Here is a 22286-nt window from a genome sequence, read left to right as displayed (position 1 = left end):
CCCGGCCATTCCGACACCCGGTCAGTCGGTGGGGTCCTCCACCAGTGCGACCGAGGTGATCCGGTGGACGGCGAACGTCCGGGACTCCCCGCGGCCCTCGTCGAACCCCTGCAGGAACCCGCCCATCAGCGACGTGGGCCGCACGACGCGCTGGCTCCCGGTGCCCTGCGCGTCCACGTAGCCCAACCAGACCGCCAGCTGCTCGCGGACCGCGCGGGTCAGCAGCTCCAGCGTGCCCGCCGTCGTCACGCCCGGGGGGCGGCTCAGCGGCTCGACCCGCCGGGCGGCCAGTGCGGCGTCGCCGGCGCGGACCTCGCGGACGGTGGCCTCCACCTCGGCCGGGGCCAGTCCGCGCGGGCCGGCCGGCAGCGTCGTCCCGGGACGGCGGCCGGCGGCGCGCGGCTTGGCCGGCGGCCGGGTCAGGACCGCGCCGCCCGAGGACTCCCCGGCCGGGGCGTACCCGGCGGTGCGCAGCACGGCGAGCACCTCGTCGGCCTGCAGCCCGCTGACCAGCACGCCCGGGGCCAGCCGGCGCAGCTCGGCGCCGGCGCTGCGCTTGTCCGACAGCACCTGGGACAGCAGCCCGTGGTCGTCGCTGCGGACGTAGCACTCGATCGCACCGACCCGCAGCCGGCCGTGCTGGCGGGCGACGTCGTCGACGAGGAAGTCCAGCGCCTGGGGCACCGGGGTGCGGGAGGCGCGGGTGAAGAAGTCGTGCAGCTCGGTGGCCGACCAGCCGCTGTCCAGGGCGCGCCGGATGCTGGCGTCGCTGACCCGGTAGACCGTGGCGCCACCGGAGGACTCGACGTCGGCGACGGCGGACAGCGTGGTGGCCAGCTCCGCGACGAGCGGCCCCGGCGCGATGAGCGACAGGTCGGGTTGGGCGAGCACGTGGTCGACCGGCTCGGGCAGCAGGCCGCGCATGCCGTCGGCGGCGCCGTCGGCACCGCCGGTGAGCAGGCCCCGGCCACCGCTGGACAGCACCCCGCCCACGACGACGCCCAGGCGACCGGCCTCGGCCACCAGCGCGGGGACCGGGGCCAGCCGGTCGGCCCGCCGGGGGGTGCGCCAGCGCAGCATCGCGACCAGGTCGTCGGGACCCAGGCCGCGGCCGGGCGGGTACTCGGCCAGCGCGGCGAGGGCGGACCGGCGGATGGCGGGCGCCGTCTGCCGGACGACGTCGGGGGACAGCACGTTGACCGTCTTGCCCGCCACGTCCTTCTGCCCGACCAACGAGATCAGCCGGATCGAGTCCAGCCAGCCCTCGACGAGCACCGCCCACCGGTCGGGCAGGTCCAGCTCGCGCCAGGCGTCGTAGGCCCGGGTGGGCAGCCACTCGTCGCGCTGGGCGCCACCCACGTCCAGCAGGCCGGAGGCGTGCGCGAGCTCGACGTGGAACGCGGCCTCGGCCTCGCCGACGCCGAGCGCCTTGGCCAGCCGCTTGTGGTCGCGCACGCTGAGCCCGCCGCTGCGCAGCAGGCCGGCCGGCTCGTCCTCCAGGGCGACCAGCAGCTCGGTGACCCGCCCGACGACCTCCAGGGCGGCGCCGGCGGCCTGCCGGTCGACGACGGCGGGGTCCCGCTCCACGACGGCCGGCTCGGGGCGCACCCGGGGCGGGCCGTAGGGCCGGTCGCCACGCAGCGCCAGGCCCAGTTCGCGGGGCAGCTCCACGTTGACCGCGTCCACCCGGGCCAGCAGCCCGCGGCGCAGCAGCCGCCGGGCGGGGGAGTCCGCGCCCGCGCTGCGGTCCTCGGGCAGGTGGCCGACGGGTCGGTCGCCGGCCAGTCGCTCCAGCACGGCCAGCTCGTCCTCGTCGAGGGAGGCCAGCACCTCGGGGACGTCGGCCGGGGGCGGGGTGCGCAGGTCGCTGCCGCGCCGGCCCAGCCCGGCCGGGTGCCGGACCGCGCGGCGCACCGGCTCGGGGGCGTGCAGCTCGTCGTCGCCCCACAGCAGCGCGCGGTCGGTGAGCGTGGCCAGCGCGCCGTCCACGGTCGCGGCCGGGACGGCCGGCAGCGCGGCGGTTATCCCCGCCCGGGACAGCCCGTCGGTCTCGGCCAGCAGCACCACGTCGAGCACCTGGAGGGTGGCGGCGTCCAGGTCGTCCAGGGCGCGGTCCACCGACACCGGGACGGCGAGCCGGGTCGCCAGCGCCACGACGTCGGCCGGTGCCGGGCGGGCGACGTCGGGCCGCAGGGTCAGCAGGGTGGCCAGCTCGTCGTCCGAGCGGGTGCGCAGCCACGCGGCGAGCGTGGCGGGTCGGGCTGACTCCTCGGTCCTGGCCATCCCGTCCACGCTACGTGCCGGGCGGGGGTGACAGCATCGCGAGCGTGTCCAGCGCCCTCGACGACCCGCAGACCCGCACCGACCTGGCCGCCACCCGGGCCGGCGCGCTGCGCTGGCTCGGTGGCGGCGCGGTGGCCGTGGTGCTCGGGGTGCTGGTCGGCGTCGCCACGGCACGGGTGACCCGGGACGGCGGTGAACGCGTCCCCGGTGCCGGGCTCCTCGTGCTCGTCCTGGTGCTGCTGGGTCTGTGCGCCCTCGTGGTCGGCGTCGGCTCCTACGTCCGCGTCACCGCCTGGACCCGCGGCCTGGGCCGCACGACCTGGCAGCCGGGCCGGCTGCGGATCGCCGGACCCGCAGCCCTGCGCGTCGAGCCCACCGGCGGCGGCGAGGACGTCGACCTCCAGCTGCTGTCCACCGCCACCTGGCGCACCCGGGCCGTGCAGCGCCTGGCCGACGCCGACGTCCGGATCGCCCGGGTGGGGGACCGCCGGTGGGTGCTGACCGCGGACGGTGCGGGGACGGTCTACGGCGCGAAGGAACTGTGACCCGCCCCGGCGCGCAGGAGAAGGATGTGCAGGTGGATGCCGTGAGAGGGATCGTCACCGGGCTCGTCGTCTTCGTCGTCGTCTTCGTGCTGGCGGTCGTGATGAGCGTCGGTCCCGTGGGCACGGGCATCGCCGCCGCCGCAGCCCTCACCGCGGGGTTGATGACGGCCCGCGCGTCGCGCGGGACCGGCCGGGTGGACGGTCCCGACCCCGACTGAGCCGGTGTCCGGGCGTCAGCCGTCGCGTCTGCCGGGCGCGGGCGCCGCACCAGCGGGGTCTGGCACGCCCGTCCGACGGGCCTCTCGCCGCCGGGTCACAGGCCTGCGCAGCACGAGCACCGCGACGCCGATGAGCGCCAGGACGGTGAGGCCCACGACCAGGATCTCTCCGATGGGGACCATCGCCGCAGCGTAGGGCGCGTGCGCCGCTGCGCGGCCGGGCCGGCGAGGTCGTCGCCGTGCGAGTCGGTGGGGCCGCGCTCGGACCAGCACAGGCTGCCCGCGCTCGTCCCGGCCAGCACGACGCCGGCCTCCCAGCACCGCCGGAGCACCGACGGCAGGCCGTGCTCGCGTCAGGCGGACAGCGCGTGGGCGATGAGGTCCCAGACGGAGCCGTCGCCGGGGCGCGGGTCGAGCAGGCCGGAGAAGGCGAGGACCTGACGCCGCTCGGACTCCATGCCCGCATCCTCCGTCGCCTGGTGAGCAGCCGCACACCCGTCCGGCACGGGGATCCCCGCGCTGGCGACTTAGGGTCACCTAATGAAGTCGAGCAGTGCTCTGGTCCGTGTCTCGTCGGTCGCAGGTGTCGCCGTCGTCGTCCTCTCGGGGTGCTCGGCGGGCACGTCGGGGGAGAGCGCCGAACCGACGCGGACGGTCGCGACGAGCCTGGGGACGGTCCAGGTCCCCCTGGAGGTCGACTCGGTCGTGGTCGTCGAGGGCCGGCGTGACCTGGACGTCGTCCTGGCGCTGGAGCTGCCGCTGGTCGGCTTCCCGGTGGACAGCGACAGCGCGTCCTTCGACCTGGAGGCGCCCCTCGGGGACGCCCTGGACGAGGCGAGGGCCGAGGGCGCGCGAGAGCTGTTCAACCGCAACGAGGTCGACCTGGAGGCCATCGCCGCGGCCGACCCCGACCTGATCGTCGGCCGGGACGAGGACGTCGAGCGCGTCTACGACCAACTGAGTGCCATCGCGCCGGTCATCCCGCTGTCGTCGGTGGCCTCGGGCGGTGCCTGGCAGGACGACCTGCGCCTCGTCGCCGAGGCGACCGGCCGCGACGACCGCGCGGCCGAGCTCGTCGCCGCCTACGACGCCCGGGTGCAGGAGCTCTCCCGGCTGTACACGCAGCAGATCGCCGAGACCGTCGTGCTGCCGCTGGACTGGGCCCCGGAGGGCAGTGGTGTGGTCACCTCCCGCCTGCAGACCGAGGTCCTGACCGACCTCGGTGCCGTCTTCGGCTCGGCGGTCACCGCGGCCCGCGACGCCGGGGGGACGGCGGAGTACGGCCCGGAGGAGCTGGTCACCGCGGCCGGCGACGCCGATGCCCTGCTGCTGATCGTGGACACCCCGGAGGAGATGACGTCGCTGGCCGCGGACCCGCTGTGGCCGTTGCTGCCCGCGGCGGGCACCGACCGGGTGGTCCGCACCGACAAGTTCACGCACGAGGGCGGGCCGCTGACCGCGATGGCGGTGCTGGACCTGGCGGAGCAGCTGTACGCGGCCGGCTGACCGGGCCATCGACGACTTCGGCACCGGTCACTCCAGCTTCACCTACCTGAAGACCTCCCCGGTGGACGAGGTCGAGATCGACCGGTCCTTCGTCGCCGACCTGTGCACCGACGCCGGCGACCGGGCCATCGTCGCCAGCTGCATCCAGCTGGCCCGGGCGATGGGGGCGCGCTCGGTCGCCGAGGGCGTGGAGGACGTCGACCAGCTGCGCGAGCTGGTCGCCCTGGGCTGCGACCAGGCGCAGGGCTTCCACTGGGCGCCGGGGTTGCCGGCCCCGGAGCTGGCCACGTGGGTGGTCTCCCGCGACCACCCCTGACCGGGGGTGGCGTGGGGGCGTGCGCGGCCGGTCTACTGCGCGGGAAGATGTGTCCCGACGCGGCCCGCACCCTCGAGCGGGCTCGAGCACCGGAGGCGACCGTGGCCAAGAAGAACAGCAAGAACGCGCACCTGGTCGAGCCGACCTGGGGCCAGTCCGAGGACGGCGGCCCGCCGCTGACCGAGCTGGTCAGCGAGATGACCGGCTCGCTGTCCCCGTTCGGCGAGGACCACGCCTTCCCGCTGCCGGCCGACCGGCTGCGCTACGCCCACCCGACGGACAAGCCGAACCGGGCCGGCGTCCAGCTGCGCCCCGGCGAGCAGGCATGACCACCCCCGCGCTGCCGTCCTACAGCAGCGGCACCTCCACGGTGCCCCTGCTCGGCGACACCATCGGGGCCAACCTGGACCGGACGGCAGCGCGGGTGGGCGACCACGAGGCGCTGGTCGAGTGCGCCACGGGTCGCCGCTGGACCTACCCGCAGCTCGTCGACGACGTCGACGCCTGCGCGCTGGGCCTGGACGCGCTCGGCGTGCGCAAGGGCGACCGGGTCGGCATCTGGGCGCCCAACTGCGCCGAGTGGGTCTTCGTCCAGTACGGCACCGCCAAGCTGGGCGCCGTCCTGGTCAACATCAACCCGGCCTACCGCACCCACGAGCTGTCCTACGTGCTGGAGCAGGCCGGCATCTCCGTGCTGGTCGCCGCACCGTCGTTCAAGACCAGCGACTACCGGGCGATGGTCGCCGAGGTCCACGACAGCACCCCGGCGCTGCGCGAGGTGCTCTTCATCGGCGACCCGGGGTGGGACGCGCTGATGGCCACCGGTCGGGCCGCCGACCACGGGCTGCTCGCCGAGCGCGAGGCGCAGCTGTCCGCCGACGACCCGATCAACATCCAGTACACCTCGGGGACGACGGGCTTCCCCAAGGGCGCCACGCTCACCCACCACAACCTGCTCAACAACGGGTTCTTCGTCGGTGAGGGCTGCGGTTACACCGAGGCCGACCGGGTCTGCATCCCGGTGCCGTACTACCACTGCTTCGGCATGGGCATGGGCAACCTGGGCTGCACCTCGCACGGCTCCACGATGGTCGTCCCGGCCCCCGGCTTCGACCCCGCGCTGACCCTGCAGGCGGTGCAGGACGAGCGGTGCACGTCGCTGTACGGCGTCCCGACGATGTTCATCGCCGAACTCGCGCTGCCCGACTTCGCCGACTACGACCTGTCCAGCCTGCGGACCGGGATCATGGCCGGTTCGCCGTGCCCGGTCGAGGTCATGAAGCGGGTGGTCGACGAGATGGGCATGGCCGAGGTGACCATCTGCTACGGGATGACCGAGACCTCGCCGGTCTCCACCCAGACCGGTGCCGACGACGACCTGGACCGCCGCACGTCCACGGTCGGGCGCACGCACCCGCACCTGGAGAGCAAGGTCGTCGACCCCGAGACCGGGCTGACCGTGCCCCGGGGGACCACCGGTGAGCTGTGCACCCGGGGCTACTCGGTGATGCTGGGTTACTGGGACGAGCCGGCCAAGACCGCCGAGGTGCTCGACGCGGCGCGCTGGATGCACACCGGGGACCTCGCGGTGATGGACGCCGAGGGCTACGTGAACATCGTCGGCCGGATCAAGGACATGGTCATCCGCGGCGGGGAGAACGTGTACCCGCGGGAGATCGAGGAGTTCCTCTACAGCCACCCCGACATCGCCGACGTGCAGGTCATCGGCGTCCCGGACCAGCGCTACGGCGAGGAGCTGATGGCCTGGGTGCGGCTGCGCCCGGGTGCGCCCGAGCTGACCGCGGAGGGGCTGAAGGAGTTCTGCGCCGGCAAGCTGGCGCACTACAAGGTGCCCCGCTACGTCAAGGTCGTCGAGGAGTTCCCGATGACGGTGACGGGCAAGGTGCGCAAGGTCGAGATGCGCGAGACGTCGACGGCCGAGCTCGGCCTCGCCGAGGTCGCCACCGCCTAGGCCGCTCTCAGGCCTTCGCCGTGGTCCGGGGTGCCAGGCGGGTGATGGCCTTGGACAGCAGGCTGCCCACCAGCACCCAGACGATCGCGGCGATCAGCGCGTTGACCGTCTCGGCGATCTTCGGGTCCTCCGGGGCGAAGAGGCCGACGGTGAACGCGCCCAGGTCGTTGCGCACGCCGGCGGTGAACTCCACCAGCGGGTTGGCCGGGTTCGCCTCGAAGAGCACGAAGACCGCGTACAGCACGATCAGCCCGCCGACCACGGAGGACACCAGGCGCACCGCGGCGGCGAGGGAGGTGACGACGCGGGATGCTGCGTTGCGGGCGGCCATGCCGGAGATGGTCGCACCTCGGTGACCCACGTCGCTACCCGCCGGTAACTTGCCGGCGGCCCCGGTCAGCGGACCAGGAGCCCGGTCACCAGGCCCGCGCAGGCGGTGAGGACGACGACCGCGGTGACCGCCCGGGCCGCGGTGCGGGCACTGCCGGGGCCGCCCTGCTCTGCCGCCGCCCGGGCCGAGCCGGCCCGTCGCGGGGCCAGCACGCCCAGGACCGCCAGCCCCAGCAGGGCGACGGCGGCGGTCGGCACCACGGCGAGTGGTTCCCGGGCCACCGCGGCCGCCCGGGCCAGCAGGCCGGCGACGAGCAGCACGCCGAGCCCGGTGCGTTGCCAGGCCAGCGCCGTGCGCGCCGGCTGGGTCTCCCCGGCCCCACGGGCGGTGCTCAGCGCAGCGCCTCCACCACGACCAGGACCAGCACCACCGCGACCAGGACGGCCAGCCCGGCGGTGACCCGGCGGCCCAGCGGGCTGACCGGGAGCGGCAGGTCCGCGGCGATCGCCGCCTCGTTGCGCGACCACCGGCGGTAGCCGGCCAGCGCGGTCAGCAGCCCGCCCAGCAGCAGCCCGACCGACACCGCGACGCTCCCTCCGGGGATCCCCTGCTCGGGCACGAACTGGGCCACGGCGATGCCGCCGGCGACCATCGCCAGCGCCGTCCGCAACCAGGCCAGCAGGGTCCGCTCGTTGGCCAGGCTGAACCGGTAGTCCGGGTGCGGGGCGGGGTCCGGCGGGGGCACGGCGCCAGGGTAGGTGCGCCCTCCGCGAACTCGGGAGCCGTCGGGGGCCGGGCGCACTAGCCTGGTGGGTCCGGTGGGCCGAGCAGAGGCCCGCCGTCGTGCCCCGGCCACCGTCGGCCGGGGCGACCCCAGAGCAGAGCGAGGGACCGTCGTGCCCAGCGGCAAGGTGAAGTGGTTCAACCCGGAGAAGGGCTTCGGCTTCCTCTCCCAGGAGGACGGCCCGGACGTGTTCGTCCACCGGGACTCCCTCCCGGCGGGCACCACGGAGCTGACCCCCGGGCAGCGCGTGGAGTACGGGATCGTCCAGGGCCGCCGGGGGGACCAGGCGCTGCAGGTGCAGGTGCTCGACCCGCTGCCCTCGGCGGCGGCCGCCACCCGCACGGCGACCCGCAAGAAGCCCGAGGAGCTGGTCCCGATCATCGAGGACCTGATCACCCTGCTGGACTCCGTCGGCGAGGGCCTGCGGCACGGTCGCTACCCCGACCGGGAGTACGCCACCAAGGTCTCCTCGGTGCTGCGCGCGGTCGCCACCGACCTGGCGGGCTGAGCCCGCACGGACGACCCCGGTCGGCTCAGCCGGTCGGGGTCGGGGTGCTGCCGTCGGTCGGTGCGGTCTCCCCGGAGCGCACGAAGCCGACCGGCCACGCGCCGGACAACCCGTTGCAGTCGCCGTCGTCGGAGTCCTCGACCACGACCAGGTAGAAGGCCGCCGGGGCGACGTCGGAGCTGTTGATGCCGGTGAAGGTGCCGGTACCGGAGTCCACGTCGACCTCGCCGATGAGCTCGTCGAGCTGGTCGTCGAAGACCTGCACGCTCCACCCCTGCTCGGCGACGTCGCCGGCCACGGTGAGCCCGATCGTGCTGTCGGGGGAGACCTCGATGATCGGCGGCGTGCTGGTGTAGCGCTGGCCGTCGCCGTCCAGGCAGTACTGGGTGGGGGAGACCCGGACGTCCTGGCCGCCGGTCTGCACCCGCAGCGTGGGGGCGGTGTCCGAGCTGCCCGATGCGCCGCTGGCGCCGCCGGCGTTGCAGCCGGCCAGCAGGGCCGCCGCGCCCAGCACGGCTCCTGCGGTGCGTACCCGGCTCATGCCCACCCCTGCTCCTGCTGCTGTGTCCGGTCGGTCCGCCCGCCGCGGCGGCCCCGGCGGAGCAGGCCACGGCCCCCGGGGGCACGGTCCACCCGGGGGGCGGGCGCGTTCGGGCGGCCGCCCCAGAGAACCAGGCCGACCGCCAGCGTCAGCAGGGAGGCGGCCACGGTGAACCCCAGCCAGCCGATCGTGGGCAGCCCGATCCCCAGCGCGCCGCCGAAGACCCAGGTCAGCTGCAGCAGCGTCTCCGAGCGCGCGAACGCCGAGGCGCGCAGCTCCTCCCGCACCTCGCGCTGGATGATCGCGTCGAGGGCGACCTTGCCCAGCGCGTTCGCGATCGCGGACACCCCGGCGACGACGGCGGCCATCGCGAAGCTGTAGAACACCGCTGCCGCGACCGTGATGACCGCGGCCGACCCGGCGGCGGCGAGCACCAGCCTGTCCGGGCTGACCGCGTGCAGCCGGGAGCCGATCCCGGTGCCCACGACGCTGCCCACCCCGGCGGCCGCGGCGATCACGCCCAGCGACAGCGTCGCGTCCCAGGCGTCGGCGACGGTGGCCTGCACCAGGAACGCCGAGAAGATGGTGAGGAAGCCGGCCAGCCCGCGCAGTGCGGCCGTGGCCCGCAGCGCCGTCACCACGTGCGGGCCCAGGGCGCGCCTGGAGCGCCGTCCCTGGGCGTCGATCCCGTCGGTGAGGACGTCGGCCGGCAGCCCGGGCAACGGGGCGTCCACGTGTCCGGGCAGCCGGACGGCGAGCAGCCCGGACAGCACGAACACCGCAGCGGTGGCGTAGAGCAGCCAGTCGAACCCGGCGAACCGGGCGATCCCGGCGCCGATGCCACCGAGGACCCCGGCGGTGAGCAGGCCGAAGACCGACAGTCGGGCGTTGGCCGAGGTCAGCGACATCTGCGCCGGCAGCACCCGGGGGACGACGGCCGCGCGCAGCACGTTGAGCGCCTTGGACAGCACCAGCACGCCCAGCGCCGCCGGGTAGAGCGCGAGGTCGTCGTAGTGCGCTGCCATCACCACCGCCAGCACCGCGCGCCCGACCAGGGACCCGGCCAGCGCCCACCGGCGGCCGCGCTGCAGCCGGTCCAGCAGCGGCCCGATCACCGGCGCGACGACGGCGAAGGGCGCCATGGTGACCAGCAGGTAGAGCGCCACGTTGCCGCGCTGGGCGTCGGTGGAGGCGGCGAAGAAGAGGGTGCCGGCCAGCGAGACGGCGATCATCGCGTCCCCGGCCATGTGCAGGGCGTTGACCCACAGCAGCCCGGCCAGGCCGCTCTCCCCGGCTCCGTCGGCGCGGCTGGCGGCGTTCACCCGGCGGACCGCGGCGCCGGTGAGCTGGCGGGTGCGGTGCGCGGCGACCCGGGTGACGGTGAGCTTGGCCGGGCGGGCGCCGAGGCCGCGCACCGGTTCGGCGGGCGCCCCGGAGGGCGCCGCGGCGGGTGGCAGGACGGTGGTCGGCTGCGCGGGCTCGCGCGCGGCGGCGGGCACCGGCCGCCAGGTCTCGACCCGCGGGGAGGTGTCGCCGAGCGGGGCGACGACGGTGGGGGAGTCGTCCCCGGGCGGGGTGGTCGCTGCCGTCGGCAGCGGTCGGGTGTGCACCCGGGCGACCTGCAGCGGGCTCGTCGCAGCGCCTGCCGTGGACCCGGCGTCCCCGCGCCGTCCCCAGCGCCGCCGCGCACGGGGGGCGGGGTCGGCGGACACGGCGTCCATGGTGCCCCACCGTGGCGGTGCGACCGGTCACCCCGCGGGCGCTCCGGGCCCCCCGTGGGGGACGATGGTCACGTGTCCGACGCCGTGCCCGCCCCCGAACCCGACGCCCGCCCCGTCTCCGGGGAGTCGCTGGACGTGCTGACCGCCGCCGTGGAGACCGCCCGGGCCGCCGCCGTGGAGACCGCCGGTGCCGCTGCCGAGGTCGGCGCGCACCAGGGCACCCACCGCGAGCAGGTCACCGACCCCGGGGCGCTCGGTGAGGTGCTGACCCACTCCTTCGAGGCCGAGCTGCCCGGCTACGTCGGCTGGCACTGGGCCGTCACGCTGGCCCACGTCCCCGGCGACGCCGCGGTCACCGTCGACGAGGTCGTCCTGCTCCCGGGCGACGACGCGCTGCTGGCCCCGGCCTGGGTGCCGTGGCACGAGCGGCTGCGCCCGGGCGACCTGTCGGTCGGCGACGTGCTGCCCTCCACGGAGGACGACGTCCGCCTCGTCCCCTCCTACCTCGCCGACGACGACGCCGCGGACGACCCGGCCGGTCGCGTGGTCGCCGAGGAGATCGGCCTGGGCCGCGAGCGGGTGCTCTCCGTCGAGGGCCGCACGTCCGCGCTGGCCCGCTGGGCCGACGGCGACTTCGGGCCCCGCTCGGCGATGGCCCGGCACGCGCCGGGTCCGTGCGGCACCTGCGGGTTCTGGATGCCGCTGGCGGGCTCGCTGCGCTCCGAGCTCGGCGTCTGCGCCAACGCCTACGCCCCCGCCGACGGGCACGTCGTCACCGTCGACCACGGGTGCGGTGCGCACAGCCAGGCCTCCCTCGAGGTGCAGGACGGCCCGCCGGCCGAGGTGGTCACCTCCGCCCGCTACGACACCTCGGTGTACGACTCCATCTAGGCGTCGCTCAGCGCTGGTGCTGCCAGCGCATGATGCCCAGGCCGGCGACGGCGAGCACCACGCCGCAGACGCAGGTCCAGGTCCACACCCGGTCCAGCCGGTCGCCCAGCAGCAGCACGACGACCAGGGCCACCGCCCACAGGACCCCGCCGACCTGGACGACGCGGGCGGTGTCCACCCGCAGCGGGGGCGGTGAGGGGCGGGTCGGCGCGGGCACACCGGAGACTCTAGGAGGACCCGGGGGGCGCGGCGTGTGGCACGCTGTCGCCGCTCGTCGTCCGACGTGCCGGGTCGCGGTCAGCGTCCGGCGCCGCATCCGGGGGTCCACCTTGCCCGACACGTCCCGTCCCACCCCGCGCGAGACCGAGGACGCCGTCGAGGTGCCCCGCCCGGCGGGCAGCACCCGGCGCAGCCCCGGCCCGAGGGTCAAGCCGAAGAACGGCCTGGACCGGTACTTCTCCATCACCGAGCGCCGGTCGACCGTGGCCCGCGAGCTGCGTGGCGGGCTGGTCACCTTCTTCACGATGGCCTACATCGTGGTGCTCAACCCGATCATCCTGTCCGGCGTCGACGTCGACGGGAACAGCCTGCCCTTCGCCTCGGTGGCCGCCGTCACCGCGCTGGTGGCCGGGGTGCTGACCATCCTGATGGGCGTCGTGGGGCGGTACCCGTTCGCGCTGGCCGCGGGCCTGGGCATCAACGCGATCGTCGCGGTCTACGCCGCCACCCAGCTGAGCTGGCCCGAGGTGATGGGCCTGGTCGTGCTGGAGGGCCTGCTGATCACCGTGCTGGTGCTCACCGGGTTCCGGCGCGCGGTCTTCGAGGCGATCCCCGGTCAGCTGAAGACCGCGATCGCCGTGGGCATCGGGTTCTTCCTGACCATCATCGGTCTGGTGGACGCCGGCTTCGTCCGGCGGGCGCAGTCGGGCAGCGTGCCGCTGTCCTTCGGCATCGACGGGTCACTGGCCGGGTGGCCGCTGCTGACCTTCGTCGTCGGTCTGGCCCTGACCAGCGTGCTCGTCGTCCGCAGGGTGCGCGGCGGGCTGCTCATCGGCATCGTCGTGACAACGGTCTTCGCGATCGTCGTCGAGGCGATCGCGCAGGTGGGCGGGAGCAACGGTGGCACCAACCCGCGGGGCTGGGCGCTGCAGGTGCCCGCGCTGCCCGAGGACGTCGTGGCGCTGCCGGACTTCTCGATCATCGGGCACGTCTCGCTCATCGGCGGGTTCTCCCGCATCGGCGTCGTGGCCGCCCTGCTCATCGTCTTCGCGATCATGATCGCGGACTTCTTCGACACCGTCGGCACGGTCACCGCCGTCGGGGCCGAGGGCGAGATGCTCGACGAGGACCGCAACCTGCCCCGGTCCCAGCCGGTGCTGCTGGTGGACTCCCTGGCCGCCGCGGCCGGCGGCGCGGCGAGCGTCTCCTCCAACACGACCTACGTGGAGAGCACCGCGGGGGTCGCCGACGGCGCCCGCACGGGGCTGGCCAGCGTGGCCACGGGCGTGCTGTTCCTGGTCGCGGTGTTCTTCACCCCGCTGGTCCAGGTGGTGCCCTCGGAGGCCGCCGCCCCCGTGCTGGTCATCGTGGGCGCGCTGCTGATCAGCCAGATCCGGGACCTGGAGTGGGGCGACATGTCCCTGGTCATCCCGGCGTTCCTCACGATCACCCTGATGCCGTTCACGTACTCGATCACCAACGGCATCGGCGCAGGCGTGCTCAGCTACGTGCTGCTGCGGGTGGCCACCGGGCGGCGCCGCGACGTGCACCTGCTGATGTGGGTCGTCGCCGCGTTGTTCCTGGTCTACTTCGCGCTGGAGCCGCTCCAGCAGCTCTTCTGACCTGCTTTCCTTACCTCCTCTAAGTAGATAGGTTGTGCCCGTGGCTCGGACGACGCTGGACACCGCAGCGCTGGCCCACGACCTGCGGCTGGCGGTCATGCGGTTCTCCCGCCGGCTGCGGAACCAGCGGGTGGACACCTCGGTGACGCTGACCCACCTGGCGGCGCTGTCCACCCTCAAGCGGCACGGTGCGATGAGCCCGGGTGAGCTGGCCGGCCACGAGCGGGTGCAGCCCCCGTCGATGACCCGGGTCGTCGTCGCGCTCGAGGGCAAGGGACTGGTCACCCGCACGCCGCACCCCACCGACGGCCGGCAGGTCGTCATCGACCTCACCCCCGCGGCCGAGGCCCTGCTGACCGAGGAGGCCCGGGCTCGGGAGGCGTGGCTGTCCGGCCGGCTGCACGAGCTCTCGCCCGAGGACCGGGCCACCCTGCGGGAGGCCGCCCGGATCATGGACGACCTCGCCAGCGGGTGAGCCCAGGAGGAGACCCCCACGTCTGACACCGACAGCGCCCGCCCGGCCGGTGCGTTCCGCGCCCTCCGGGTGCACAACTTCCGGCTCTTCGTCTCGGCCAACCTGGTCTCGCTGACCGGGACCTGGATGCAGCGCATCGGGCAGGACTGGCTGGTGCTGCAGCTCTCGGGCGGCAGCGGGGTCGCGCTGGGCGCGATCACCGCGCTGCAGTTCGGGCCGACCCTGGTGTTCAGCTTCTACGGCGGGGTGCTCGCCGACCGGTACGACAAGCGCCGGATGCTGCTGGCCACCCAGGCGGTGATGGGCGTGCTGGCCCTGGGCCTGGCGGTCCTGGTGGCCACCGGTGGCATCGCGCTGTGGCACGTCTTCGCCCTGGCCCTGGGGCTCGGGGTGGTCAGCGCGCTGGACACCCCGGCCCGGCAGGCGTTCGTCTCGGAGATGGTGGGCCCGGCGAACCTGGCCAACGCGGTGAGCCTGAACTCGACGGTGTTCAACGGCGCCCGGCTGATCGGGCCGGCGGCCGCCGGCGGGCTGATCGCCGTCTCCGGCGGGGACACCGCACCGGCGTTCTTCGTCAACGCGGCCAGCTTCGCGGCCACCATCGTGGCGCTGTCGCTGATGCGCGACGCCGAGCTGCAGCACAGCCCGCCCGTCGCCCGGTCCCGCGGCCAGCTCCGGGAGGCCCTGGCCTACACCCGGGCGCACCCGGACCTGCAGCTGGCGATGCTGCTGGCCTTCGTCGTCGGCACGTTCGGGTTCAACAGCCAGATCACCATCGCGCTGATGGCCCGCGAGGTGTTCGGCCTGGGCGCCGGGGCGTTCGGGCTGCTGTCGACGATGTACGCCGTCGGCTCGCTGAGCGGGGCGCTGCTGTCCACCCGGCGCAGCCGCCGCCCGCTGCAGCGCTTCCTGCTGCTGGCCGCGATCGCCTTCGGGGTGCTGCTGGTGGTCGCCGGGCTGATGCCCACCTACTGGTCGTTCGCGCTGCTGCTGGTGCCCACCGGTGCGGCCGCGCTGGTGTTCAGCGTGGCCTGCAACTCCTTCGTCCAGCTCGGCGTCGAACCGCAGTTCCGCGGCCGGATCCTGGCCCTGTACTTCATGTGCTTCATGGGCGGGACGCCGATCGGTGCGCCGGCCATCGGCTGGGTCTCCGAGCACCTGGGCGCCCCGTGGGGGCTGATCTCCGGGGGCGTGGTCGTCGTGGTGGCCGCGGTGGTCGCCGGGGCGGTGCTGTCCCGTGGCCGCCACGTCCGGCTCGAGGCGCACGTCGCACCGCCCAGCGTGCACCTGCACGTCGACCCGCTGCCGGCCGCCCCGGCGCAGGCCGTCGCGGCCCGCCCGGCTGTCGCCGGCGTGGTCTCCGAGGCCGATGCGGAGGCGCCGGGCGAGCAGGTCGGACGGTCCCGGTGACGCTTGTGGCCCCCGTCACCGGGGCCTACCGTCGGCGCGTGCCCCCGCTCGCCGACGTGGTCCGCTCCTGGCCCGTGCAGCTGGGCCTCGTCGTCGCCATGGTGCTGGTCGGCGCGGCCCTGATGGACCTCGCGCTGCGCGCCTTCACCGGTCAGCTGCGCCGGCCCGTGCTGCGTCCGCCCGTGCTGCGGCTGCGGGCGCCCCGGCGGCGGCCGACCCGGGCCCGGTCCGCCGTCGGGAACGCCGTCCCCGAGCCGCGGCGCCGTCCCCTGCAGGCGGTCGCGCTGGACCTGCGGCGGCTCGGCCGGGAGATCGCCCTGGTCTCCGCCGGCACCCCGGCCGCGCACCGGGCCGGCCTGCAGGCCGCCTACGACGACGTGCTCGTCGAGGCCGCCGCCGCCCTGGAGGTCGGCCACCGGCTGCGCGGGTGCGCGCCGGGCGAGGAGCGCGAGCTGGAGCGGCTGCGCCTGGTCACCGCCCTCGTCGACGCCGGCCTCGTCCTCAGCCCCCCGGGAGCGCGCGGCTGAGCACCGGCAAGCTCTTCGTGGCGGTCAGCCCGCCGCCCCCCGTCGTCACCGCGCTGCGCGCCGCGGTGGACGACGTCCGCGACCTGCCCGGGGCGCCGCGCTGGACCGCGCCGGAGAGCTGGCACGTCACGCTGGCCTTCCTCGGCGACGTCCCAGGGTCCCGGCTGGCCGGGCTGCTGTCCGCGCTGGGCCCGGTGGTGGCCGGTGCGCCGCCGGTGACGGTGCAGCTGACCGGTGCCGGCCGGTTCGGGCGCCGTCGGCCGCGGGTGCTGTGGGCCGGGGTGGGCGGCGACGTCGATGGGCTCTCGGTCGTCGCCGACCGGCTGGCCGCGGCCGCCCGGCACGCCGGGGTGCCGGTGGACGAGCGCCCCTACGCCCCGCACCTGACGCTGGGCCGCTGGGCAGGGACCGGCGAGGCCGACCCGCAGCTGGTCGACCGCCTGGGCGGTGACCACGGGCCGGCCTGGCCGGTGACCGAGGTGGTGCTCTGGCGCTCCCCGCCGGGCCGTCCCCACGAGCGCGTCACCGGCTGGCCCTCAGCTCACCAGGCGTAGTCCTCCGGGGCCGTCCGGTGGCCCGGGAACACCTCGTCGAGCGCGGCGAGCTGGGAGTCGTCCAGGGTGATCTCGACGGCGGACAGCGAGGACTCGAACTGCTCCATCGTCCGCGGCCCGATGATCGGCGCGGTCACCGCCGGCCGGCTGAGCAGCCAGGCGATGCCGACGTCGGCGGGGGACAGGCCCCACTCGCCGCACAGGTCCTCGTAGCGCTGCAGCTGCGGGCGGACCTCCTCGATGCGGGCCTGGTTGCGCTCGCTGGTCCGGCGGTTGCCCTCCTGCTTCGCCAGGACACCGGCGAGCAGACCGCCCTGCAGCGGGCTCCACGGGATGATCCCGATGCCGTAGTGCTCGGCGGCCGGGACCACCTCGCGCTCGATGTCGCGGACCAGCAGGTTGTAGATCGACTGCTCGCTGACCAGGCCGGTGAAGTGCCGGTTGCGGGCGGCCTCCTGGGCGGCGGCGAGCTGCCAGCCGGCGTGGTTGGAGGACCCGACGTAGAGCACCTTGCCCTGCGCGACGAGGGTCTCGCAGGCCTGCCAGATCTCCTCCCACGGCGTCCTCAGGTCCACGTGGTGGAACTGGTAGAGGTCGATCCAGTCGGTCTGCATGCGCCGCAGGGACGCGTCGCAGGCCCGGACGAGGTTGCGGGCGGACAGGAACGTGTCGTTGGGCCAGTCGGTCATCGAGCCGTAGACCTTGGTGGCCAGCACGGTCTTCTCCCGGCGCTGCCCGCCTTGGGCGAACCAGGTGCCCAGGATCTCCTCGGTGCGGCCCTTGCCGGCGGCGAAGCCGTAGACGTTGGCGGTGTCGAAGAAGTTGACGCCCTCCGCGTGGGCGCGGTCCATGATCGCGTGCGAGTCGTCCTCGGGGGTCTCGGGTCCGAAGTTCATCGTCCCCAGGCAGAGCCGGGAGACCGAGAGACCACTGCGGCCCAGGTGTGTCTGATCCATGACGACCAGCCTGGCACCCTGTGGCCCGTGTCGCAGAGCTTCGAGACCGCCACCGCGCTGACCCCCGCCGAGGGCGGCTTCACCGCCACGCTGGACGCCGGCTGGGACGTCGGGGGCGGGGTGCTCAACGGCGGCTACCTGCTCTCCGTCGTCGCCCGGGCTGCCGTCGAGTCCTCCCCGCACGAGCACCCGGTCGCGCTGTCGGCCAGCTACCTGCGGGCCGCTGCGGCCGGTCCGGCGCAGCTGTCGGTCACCCCGGGACCCGGCGGCAGGACGCTGCAGCACGCCACCGTCGTGCTGTCCGACTCCGGTGGCCCGGCCGTCTCGGTCCAGGCGACGACGGCGACGCTCGTGCCCGGCGACTCGTCGTACTCGGTGCCACCGCCCGCGGCGACCCCGGTCGAGGACTGCTCCTCCATCGCCGAGCACGCCCACGTGGCTCCGCCCGGTGTCCAGGTGCCCGGGCTCTCGCAGCGGGTGGAGACCCGGCTGGACCCGGTGACGGCCGGGTGGGCGCTGGGGGAGCCGTCCGGGGAGCCGGTCATCCGCGCGTGGCTGCGCTTCGCCGACGGCCGCGAGCCCGACCCGCTGGGCCTGGTCGCGTTCGCCGACGCCCTGCCGCCCACCTCCTGGGCGACCGGCCGCTTCGGCTGGGCTCCCACGGTGCAGCTGCAGGTGCTGGTCCGCGCGCTGCCCGCGCCGGGCTGGTGCCTGGTCGAGGCCCGGGCCAGCGAGATCGCCGGCGGCTGGCTGGACGAGGACTACCGGATCTGGGACTCCACCGGCCGGCTGGTCGCCCAGTCCCGGCAGCTGGCCCGGGCCCCCCGCTAGACATCACAGCCAGGCGTCCTCGCGCAGGACGGTGGCGGGGTCGGCGCGGTCGGCGGCACGCTGGGCGTAGAGCGCGGCCAGCACCGCCGCGGCCGGCGTGAGGACGACGGTCGCGGCCAGCGCCGTCCACGGCACGTCCAGCAGCGGGGTGGGCGGCCGCAGCAGGTCGACGTCGAGCCGGCGGTACACCAGCGCCACGGCGCCGGCGGCCAGGACCCCGCCCACCACGGTGCCGGCCACGGCGACCCCGCCCAGCTCGACGACCAGCGAGGCCAGGTGCGTCCGCCGGGTGAGCCCGAGCCGGCGGGCCATCACGTAGCCCGACACGCGCACCCGGCTGCGGGCCTGCAGGTACAGCAGCAGCCCGCCCAGGGCGATGACGCCGACGAAGACGGCCAGTGCGGACAGGTAGCCGAACGTCCAGGTGATGCCGAGGAAGTCGGCCGTGGTCTGCACGTCGGCCGGCACGATCGTGCGGTTGCGCTGGCTGCCGGCGGCGGTGAGGGCCTCCTGCGCGGCGGCGGTCTCACCGTCGGTCCACAGCTCGGCGGTGCGGTCGGCCCCGGCGGTGCGGTCGACCTCGGGCAGCCGGTCGGCGTCCACGAGGACGACCGGGGCCGCGGTGCGCCGTCCGGGCAGCACGTCGGCGGTGCCGACCACCTGGGCGGGCACGGGCAGGCTGCCCAGTCGCAGGTCCGCGGGGCCGGCGGGCAGTCCGGCGGCGACCACGGGGAGCCGCCCGTCCACGTCGGGGCCCTCCAGCCGGGCCAGCAGGTCGGGCAGCGGCTCGTCGGCGAAGGAGTCCACCCAGGCGGCGGTGCCGGCGAGGTCGTCGGGGTCGACGGCGAGCACCTGGACGTCGGTGCGCCCGCCCTCGGGGTCGGTGACGCTCGCGCTGCCGTACCGCACGACGTACGCGCCGGCGGCGGTGACGGCCGGGGTGGGGTCGAACCGCGAGACGCTGAGCACCGCGGCGCCGGCGCCGATCTGGACGCCGACCTTCGCCTCCAGCGTGGCCCGCGAGCCGGCGGTCAGGGTCGCTGTGTACCCCAGCACGGCCACCGGCAGCGTGACGGCGACCAGCAGGGTCGCGGTGGCCGCGCGGGCGGCGGCCAGCCGGTTGACCGCCAGGAAGACCGTGGGGCGCCGGCGTGCGGCCCACCGCCTCAGCCGGGGGAGCAGGGCGGTGAGCAGCCGGGCCGTCAGCACGGCCGCGCCGGCGACGCCCAGCAGCGGGAACGCCACGAGCAGTCCGTCGACCTGGGCGACGCCGCGCTCGCTGACGACGGCGTCCCGGCCCTGCAGGAGCGCCCAGCACCAGCCCGCGGCCAGCAGCAGGCCCACCTCCCAGGGCACCCGGGCGGGCCGGTGGGGGGCGCTGCCCGGGGCACGCTCCGCGGTGCCGCGGGCCCGCAGCCCGGCGACGGCGGCGGCCGCGGCGAGCCCGGCGACGAACGCCGCGGCCCCGGCCCCGAGCGCGGTGGTGGTGGCGGCGGGGTCGAGGTCGTCGGCGGGGCCGAGTGCGGCGACGAGCAGCCGGGCGGCGCCCCAGCCCAGCGCGGCACCGGCGAGCGCGGGCAGCCCCAGCTCGAGCGCGGCCTTGCCGGCCAGCGGTACCGGGCCGACCCCGCGCGCGGCCAGCAGCCGCACCTCGGTGGCCCGCCGGTCGGCCCAGGAGCTGCCCGCGGCGGCGACCAGGACCAGGGCGAGCAGCGCCCCCGCGACGGCGACCGGGACGACCGGCCCGCGGAGCCCGGACTCGACGAGCTCGGCCCGGGCGACCGCCTCGGCCAGCCGGGTGCCGGGGACGGCCAGGTCGGCCGGGGCACCGGTCGCTGACAGGGCGGCGGCCTGGGCGCGGGCCTGGTCCCGGAGCAGGGCGGTGGCGTCGCTGACCGAGGTGTCGGCTGCGTCGACCGGCACCTGGCGGAGCAGCTCCGTGGCCGCGGTCCCGGGGGAGACGGCGTCCACCACGGCGGCGTCGGAGGCCAGGAGCAGGGCCGGCGGCGGGGTGTCCGCGCTGGCGTCGTTGGCGAACAGCGGGCGGTAGTCGCACCAGGTGGGGCCCGGGTCGTAGGCGAAGAGGTCGGTGTAGACGCCGACGACCGGCACGGTCGCGCCCCCCAGCCCGAGCGTGTCGCCCGGGGCGAGGCCGGCCGGCTCGGCCCAGCTGGCCGGGACGGCCACCCCTGCCGTCCCGGTCGCCGGGCCCTGCTCCCAGCGGACGTGGTCCAGGGCCCCGGTGCGGAAGAGGACCCGGGCCGGCAGCGACGTCCTCCCCCCGCCGGAGGTGGTGACCGGTCCCGGGGCCGTGATCGCGACGGCGACGGCCGCGTCCGCGCCCACGTCCGCCCAGCCGTCGGCCAGCGCCCGGTCGGTGCCGGCGCCGACCGGCTCGACACCGGTCGGGTCGCCGTTCTGGTCCAGCAGCCGGACGACGACGCCGGTCTGGCCCCAACCGGCCTCCGCGCAGCCGGCCGCCAGCTGCTGCTGCAGGGCCGCCGACCTCGCGGAGGACAGGAAGAGCGGCGCCGAGGCGAGCGCGCACGCCAGCACGGCCGTCGTCACCAGCACGGCGAGGACGGCGGCCGGCTGCCGCAGCCCCAGCAGCGGCGCCCGGGTCCACGGGGCGAGCCGCCACAGCGCCGGTCGGCTCACGAGGGCAGCCCGCCGGTGAGGCGCCCGTCGCGCAGCGTCAGCACCCGGTCGGCGCGCGCCCACGCGGTCTCGTCGTGGGTCGCCAACAGCACCGCTGAGCCCTCCCGGGTGGCGGCCTCGACGGCGTCCAGGAGCTGGTCGGCGTGCCCGCGGTCCTGGTGTGCGGTCGGCTCGTCGGCCAGCAGCACGGCGGGCCGGAGCAGCAGGGCCCGGGCGACGGCGGCCCGCTGCTGCTCGCCCAGCGAGCTCTGCTGCGGGTAGCGCCCGGCCAGGTGGCTCAAGCCGAAGTCGGCGAGCAGCAGCCCGGCCCGCGCGGTCTCGTCCTGGCCGCGCAACCGCGCGGGCAGCAGCACGTTGTCGGCGATGCTCAGGTCGGCGACGAGCCCGAGGGCCTGGGGCACGAGGGCCAGCTCGGGCCACCCCAGGTCGGCGGGACGGCGGCCGGTGAGCGGACCGCCCAGGGTCAGGCTGCCCTCGTCGGGGGTCTCCCAGCCGCACAGCAGCGCCAGCAGGGTGGACTTCCCCGACCCCGACGGGCCGACCAGGGCGACGAGCTCCCCGGCGGCGACGGTGAGGTCCACCCCGGCCAGCGCGGTCACCGTCTCGACGCCGCGGTGGAACCGCTTGGTCAGCCCGCGGGCGGCGAACCCGCTCACACCAGCCGCCCGTGGTCCAGGGCCAGCACCCCGTCGGCCACCGCCCGCACCCGCGGGTCGTGGCTGGAGACGACGAAGCCCACCCCACCCGCGGCCAGGTCGGTCATCGCGGCCAGCACCCGCTCGGCCGCCGCGGTGTCCAGCTCCGCGGTCGGCTCGTCGGCGACGACGAGGGCGGGGGAGCCCACCACCCCGCAGGCGACGGCGAGGCGCTGCTGCTCCCCACCCGACAGCCGGCCCGGGGTGTGGTCGGCCCGGTCGGCCAGCCCCAGCCGGTCCAGCAGCGCGAGCACCTCCTCGTCGGTGGTCGCGGTGCCGCGCAGCCGGGCCGCCAGCCGGACCTGGCCGACCGCGTCCAGGTAGGGGAGCAGGTTCTCCCCGGGGCGCTGGAAGAGGTAGGACACCTGCTGGCGGCGCAGCAGCCGGCGGCCGCGGGCGCCCCGGTCGTCGACCCGTCGTCCGCCGACCTCGACGTGCCCGGAGTCGGGGGTGTCCAGGCAGGCCAGCAGGCGCAGCAGGGTGGACTTGCCCGACCCGGACGGCCCGACGACGACGGTCACCCGGCCCCGGGGGAGGGACACTGAGACCCCGTCCAGCGCGGTGACCGACCCGGTCGCCGTGTGGTGGGTCTTGACCACCTCGTGGCAGCTCGCGGCCGCCCCGGGGCGCCCAGGGCCGGCCGCGGGTGCCTCGTCCATCGTCGGCAGCCTAGGGCCGCCCGCCCTGGGGCAGGCCCACCCGCGCGGGTGAGGAGCCCGCCGC

At 75.9% G+C, this 22286-nt stretch carries 25 protein-coding genes and 1 pseudogene; 14 read left to right on the top strand and 12 right to left on the bottom strand.

The window, feature by feature from the left end:
- Positions 1 to 21 precede the first annotated feature (21 nt).
- Positions 22 to 2283 (bottom strand): helicase C-terminal domain-containing protein, encoded by a 2262-nt coding sequence (locus ASG41_RS09965; protein ID WP_056293334.1) that lies wholly within the window; start codon positions 2281 to 2283, stop codon positions 22 to 24.
- Positions 2284 to 2327: 44 nt separating this feature from the next.
- Here ASG41_RS09965 and ASG41_RS09960 point away from each other — a divergent pair, with 44 nt between their 5' ends.
- Both ASG41_RS09960 and ASG41_RS09955 read left to right on the top strand, forming a co-directional pair.
- Positions 2328 to 2828: a hypothetical protein gene (locus tag ASG41_RS09960; RefSeq protein ID WP_056294784.1), complete on the top strand. Its 501-nt coding sequence runs from the start codon at positions 2328 to 2330 to the stop codon at positions 2826 to 2828.
- A gap of 41 nt (positions 2829 to 2869) precedes the next feature.
- On the top strand, positions 2870 to 3046 hold the full coding sequence (locus tag ASG41_RS09955; protein WP_162245549.1) for a hypothetical protein: 177 nt from the start codon (positions 2870 to 2872) through the stop codon (positions 3044 to 3046).
- Positions 3047 to 3141: 95 nt separating this feature from the next.
- Here ASG41_RS09955 and ASG41_RS25460 read toward each other — a convergent pair whose 3' ends face one another.
- Entirely contained in the window at positions 3142 to 3387 is a 246-nt protein-coding gene (locus ASG41_RS25460) for a Type 1 glutamine amidotransferase-like domain-containing protein (RefSeq protein ID WP_369800022.1), read from the bottom strand.
- A 199-nt stretch (positions 3388 to 3586) separates the two neighbouring features.
- Between ASG41_RS25460 and ASG41_RS09950 the strand changes: the two genes are divergently transcribed.
- From ASG41_RS09950 to ASG41_RS09935, 4 genes are all read left to right on the top strand, one after another.
- Positions 3587 to 4552: an ABC transporter substrate-binding protein gene (locus tag ASG41_RS09950; protein WP_056293327.1), complete on the top strand. Its 966-nt coding sequence runs from the start codon at positions 3587 to 3589 to the stop codon at positions 4550 to 4552.
- A 7-nt stretch (positions 4553 to 4559) separates the two neighbouring features.
- A complete protein-coding gene (locus ASG41_RS09945; RefSeq protein WP_082556757.1) occupies positions 4560 to 4868 on the top strand; it encodes an EAL domain-containing protein in 309 nt (102 codons plus the stop codon).
- Positions 4869 to 4969: 101 nt separating this feature from the next.
- Positions 4970 to 5197: a hypothetical protein gene (locus tag ASG41_RS09940; protein WP_056293321.1), complete on the top strand. Its 228-nt coding sequence runs from the start codon at positions 4970 to 4972 to the stop codon at positions 5195 to 5197.
- Positions 5194 to 6840: an AMP-binding protein gene (locus tag ASG41_RS09935; RefSeq protein ID WP_056293317.1), complete on the top strand. Its 1647-nt coding sequence runs from the start codon at positions 5194 to 5196 to the stop codon at positions 6838 to 6840. Before ASG41_RS09940 ends, ASG41_RS09935 begins: the two co-directional genes overlap by 4 nt.
- Positions 6841 to 6847: 7 nt before the next feature.
- Here ASG41_RS09935 and ASG41_RS09930 read toward each other — a convergent pair whose 3' ends face one another.
- The 3 genes from ASG41_RS09930 to ASG41_RS09920 form a co-directional block, all read right to left on the bottom strand.
- Entirely contained in the window at positions 6848 to 7171 is a 324-nt protein-coding gene (locus tag ASG41_RS09930; RefSeq protein ID WP_056293313.1) for a hypothetical protein, read from the bottom strand.
- A 65-nt stretch (positions 7172 to 7236) separates the two neighbouring features.
- Complete coding sequence (locus ASG41_RS09925; RefSeq protein WP_235564691.1) at positions 7237 to 7491, bottom strand: hypothetical protein; 255 nt, start codon at positions 7489 to 7491, stop codon at positions 7237 to 7239.
- Positions 7492 to 7562: 71 nt separating this feature from the next.
- A complete protein-coding gene (locus ASG41_RS09920) occupies positions 7563 to 7916 on the bottom strand; it encodes a YidH family protein (RefSeq protein WP_056293310.1) in 354 nt (117 codons plus the stop codon).
- 151 nt (positions 7917 to 8067) lie between these two features.
- On the opposite strand from ASG41_RS09920, the pseudogene ASG41_RS24740 reads away from it, so the two are divergent.
- Positions 8068 to 8253: pseudogene (locus ASG41_RS24740) on the top strand (cold-shock protein); the annotation flags it as partial.
- Between the two features lie 235 nt (positions 8254 to 8488).
- On the opposite strand, the gene ASG41_RS09910 reads toward ASG41_RS24740, so the two are convergent.
- Together ASG41_RS09910 and ASG41_RS09905 are read right to left on the bottom strand one after the other, a co-directional pair.
- Positions 8489 to 9004 (bottom strand): DUF2771 family protein, encoded by a 516-nt coding sequence (locus tag ASG41_RS09910; protein WP_056294778.1) that lies wholly within the window; start codon positions 9002 to 9004, stop codon positions 8489 to 8491.
- Positions 9001 to 10725, bottom strand: a complete 1725-nt coding sequence (locus ASG41_RS09905) for an MFS transporter (protein WP_235564689.1) — start codon at positions 10723 to 10725, stop codon at positions 9001 to 9003. The genes ASG41_RS09910 and ASG41_RS09905 overlap by 4 nt, the downstream gene beginning before the upstream one ends.
- 72 nt (positions 10726 to 10797) lie before the next feature.
- Between ASG41_RS09905 and ASG41_RS09900 the strand changes: the two genes are divergently transcribed.
- On the top strand, positions 10798 to 11616 hold the full coding sequence (locus tag ASG41_RS09900; RefSeq protein WP_056293305.1) for a DUF3027 domain-containing protein: 819 nt from the start codon (positions 10798 to 10800) through the stop codon (positions 11614 to 11616).
- Between the two features lie 7 nt (positions 11617 to 11623).
- On the opposite strand, the gene ASG41_RS09895 is transcribed toward ASG41_RS09900, so the two are convergent.
- Positions 11624 to 11833 carry a DUF2530 domain-containing protein gene (locus tag ASG41_RS09895; RefSeq protein WP_056293301.1) on the bottom strand — a complete coding sequence of 70 codons (210 nt, stop codon included), beginning with the start codon at positions 11831 to 11833 and terminating at the stop codon, positions 11624 to 11626.
- A gap of 112 nt (positions 11834 to 11945) precedes the next feature.
- On the opposite strand from ASG41_RS09895, the gene ASG41_RS09890 reads away from it, so the two are divergent.
- The 5 genes from ASG41_RS09890 (at position 11946) to thpR (ending at position 16423) form a co-directional block, all read left to right on the top strand.
- On the top strand, positions 11946 to 13457 hold the full coding sequence (locus ASG41_RS09890) for an NCS2 family permease (RefSeq protein ID WP_082556756.1): 1512 nt from the start codon (positions 11946 to 11948) through the stop codon (positions 13455 to 13457).
- A gap of 40 nt (positions 13458 to 13497) precedes the next feature.
- Entirely contained in the window at positions 13498 to 13932 is a 435-nt protein-coding gene (locus ASG41_RS09885; RefSeq protein WP_082556755.1) for a MarR family winged helix-turn-helix transcriptional regulator, read from the top strand.
- A 69-nt stretch (positions 13933 to 14001) separates the two neighbouring features.
- The gene (locus ASG41_RS09880; RefSeq protein WP_056293299.1) at positions 14002 to 15342 is read left to right on the top strand and encodes an MFS transporter; all 1341 of its coding nucleotides are present in this window, start codon (positions 14002 to 14004) and stop codon (positions 15340 to 15342) included.
- 38 nt (positions 15343 to 15380) lie between these two features.
- Complete coding sequence (locus ASG41_RS24735; RefSeq protein ID WP_162245548.1) at positions 15381 to 15869, top strand: hypothetical protein; 489 nt, start codon at positions 15381 to 15383, stop codon at positions 15867 to 15869.
- Between the two features lie 17 nt (positions 15870 to 15886).
- The gene (thpR, locus tag ASG41_RS24730; protein WP_162245547.1) at positions 15887 to 16423 is read left to right on the top strand and encodes an RNA 2',3'-cyclic phosphodiesterase; all 537 of its coding nucleotides are present in this window, start codon (positions 15887 to 15889) and stop codon (positions 16421 to 16423) included.
- Here the strand turns inward: thpR and ASG41_RS09865 are convergent.
- Positions 16411 to 17379, bottom strand: coding sequence for an aldo/keto reductase (locus ASG41_RS09865; RefSeq protein ID WP_056293293.1), 969 nt, complete (start codon positions 17377 to 17379; stop codon positions 16411 to 16413). The two genes, thpR and ASG41_RS09865, sit on opposite strands and share 13 nt — an antisense overlap.
- A gap of 27 nt (positions 17380 to 17406) precedes the next feature.
- Here ASG41_RS09865 and ASG41_RS09860 point away from each other — a divergent pair, with 27 nt between their 5' ends.
- Positions 17407 to 18210 (top strand): thioesterase family protein, encoded by an 804-nt coding sequence (locus tag ASG41_RS09860; protein ID WP_235564687.1) that lies wholly within the window; start codon positions 17407 to 17409, stop codon positions 18208 to 18210.
- Positions 18211 to 18213: 3 nt separating this feature from the next.
- On the opposite strand, the gene ASG41_RS09855 is transcribed toward ASG41_RS09860, so the two are convergent.
- Genes ASG41_RS09855 through ASG41_RS09845 form a run of 3 tightly spaced genes read right to left on the bottom strand, consistent with a single transcriptional unit; the run spans position 18214 to position 22222 of the window.
- A complete protein-coding gene (locus ASG41_RS09855; RefSeq protein WP_056293290.1) occupies positions 18214 to 20868 on the bottom strand; it encodes an FtsX-like permease family protein in 2655 nt (884 codons plus the stop codon).
- Positions 20865 to 21524, bottom strand: coding sequence for an ABC transporter ATP-binding protein (locus ASG41_RS09850; RefSeq protein ID WP_056293287.1), 660 nt, complete (start codon positions 21522 to 21524; stop codon positions 20865 to 20867). The genes ASG41_RS09855 and ASG41_RS09850 overlap by 4 nt, the downstream gene beginning before the upstream one ends.
- Positions 21521 to 22222: an ABC transporter ATP-binding protein gene (locus ASG41_RS09845; protein WP_056293284.1), complete on the bottom strand. Its 702-nt coding sequence runs from the start codon at positions 22220 to 22222 to the stop codon at positions 21521 to 21523. The genes ASG41_RS09850 and ASG41_RS09845 overlap by 4 nt, the downstream gene beginning before the upstream one ends.
- Positions 22223 to 22286 lie beyond the last annotated feature (64 nt).

Origin of the sequence: Modestobacter sp. Leaf380, assembly GCF_001424485.1 — a bacterium.
Classification (GTDB): Bacteria; Actinomycetota; Actinomycetes; order Mycobacteriales; family Geodermatophilaceae; genus Klenkia.
This window is presented reverse-complemented; position numbering and strand designations above follow the sequence as displayed.

Bases quoted from the DNA above. Each gene is read 5' to 3' on its own strand.
- ASG41_RS09905 (WP_235564689.1), bottom strand. From the start codon at position 10,725: ATGGACGCCGTGTCCGCCGACCCCGCCCCCCGTGCGCGGCGGCGCTGG.
- ASG41_RS09865 (WP_056293293.1), bottom strand. From the start codon at position 17,379: ATGGATCAGACACACCTGGGCCGCAGTGGTCTCTCGGTCTCCCGGCTC.
- ASG41_RS09950 (WP_056293327.1), top strand. From the start codon at position 3,587: ATGAAGTCGAGCAGTGCTCTGGTCCGTGTCTCGTCGGTCGCAGGTGTC.
- ASG41_RS09930 (WP_056293313.1), bottom strand. From the start codon at position 7,171: ATGGCCGCCCGCAACGCAGCATCCCGCGTCGTCACCTCCCTCGCCGCC.
- ASG41_RS09845 (WP_056293284.1), bottom strand. From the start codon at position 22,222: ATGGACGAGGCACCCGCGGCCGGCCCTGGGCGCCCCGGGGCGGCCGCG.
- ASG41_RS09965 (WP_056293334.1), bottom strand. From the start codon at position 2,283: ATGGCCAGGACCGAGGAGTCAGCCCGACCCGCCACGCTCGCCGCGTGG.
- ASG41_RS09910 (WP_056294778.1), bottom strand. From the start codon at position 9,004: ATGAGCCGGGTACGCACCGCAGGAGCCGTGCTGGGCGCGGCGGCCCTG.
- ASG41_RS09935 (WP_056293317.1), top strand. From the start codon at position 5,194: ATGACCACCCCCGCGCTGCCGTCCTACAGCAGCGGCACCTCCACGGTG.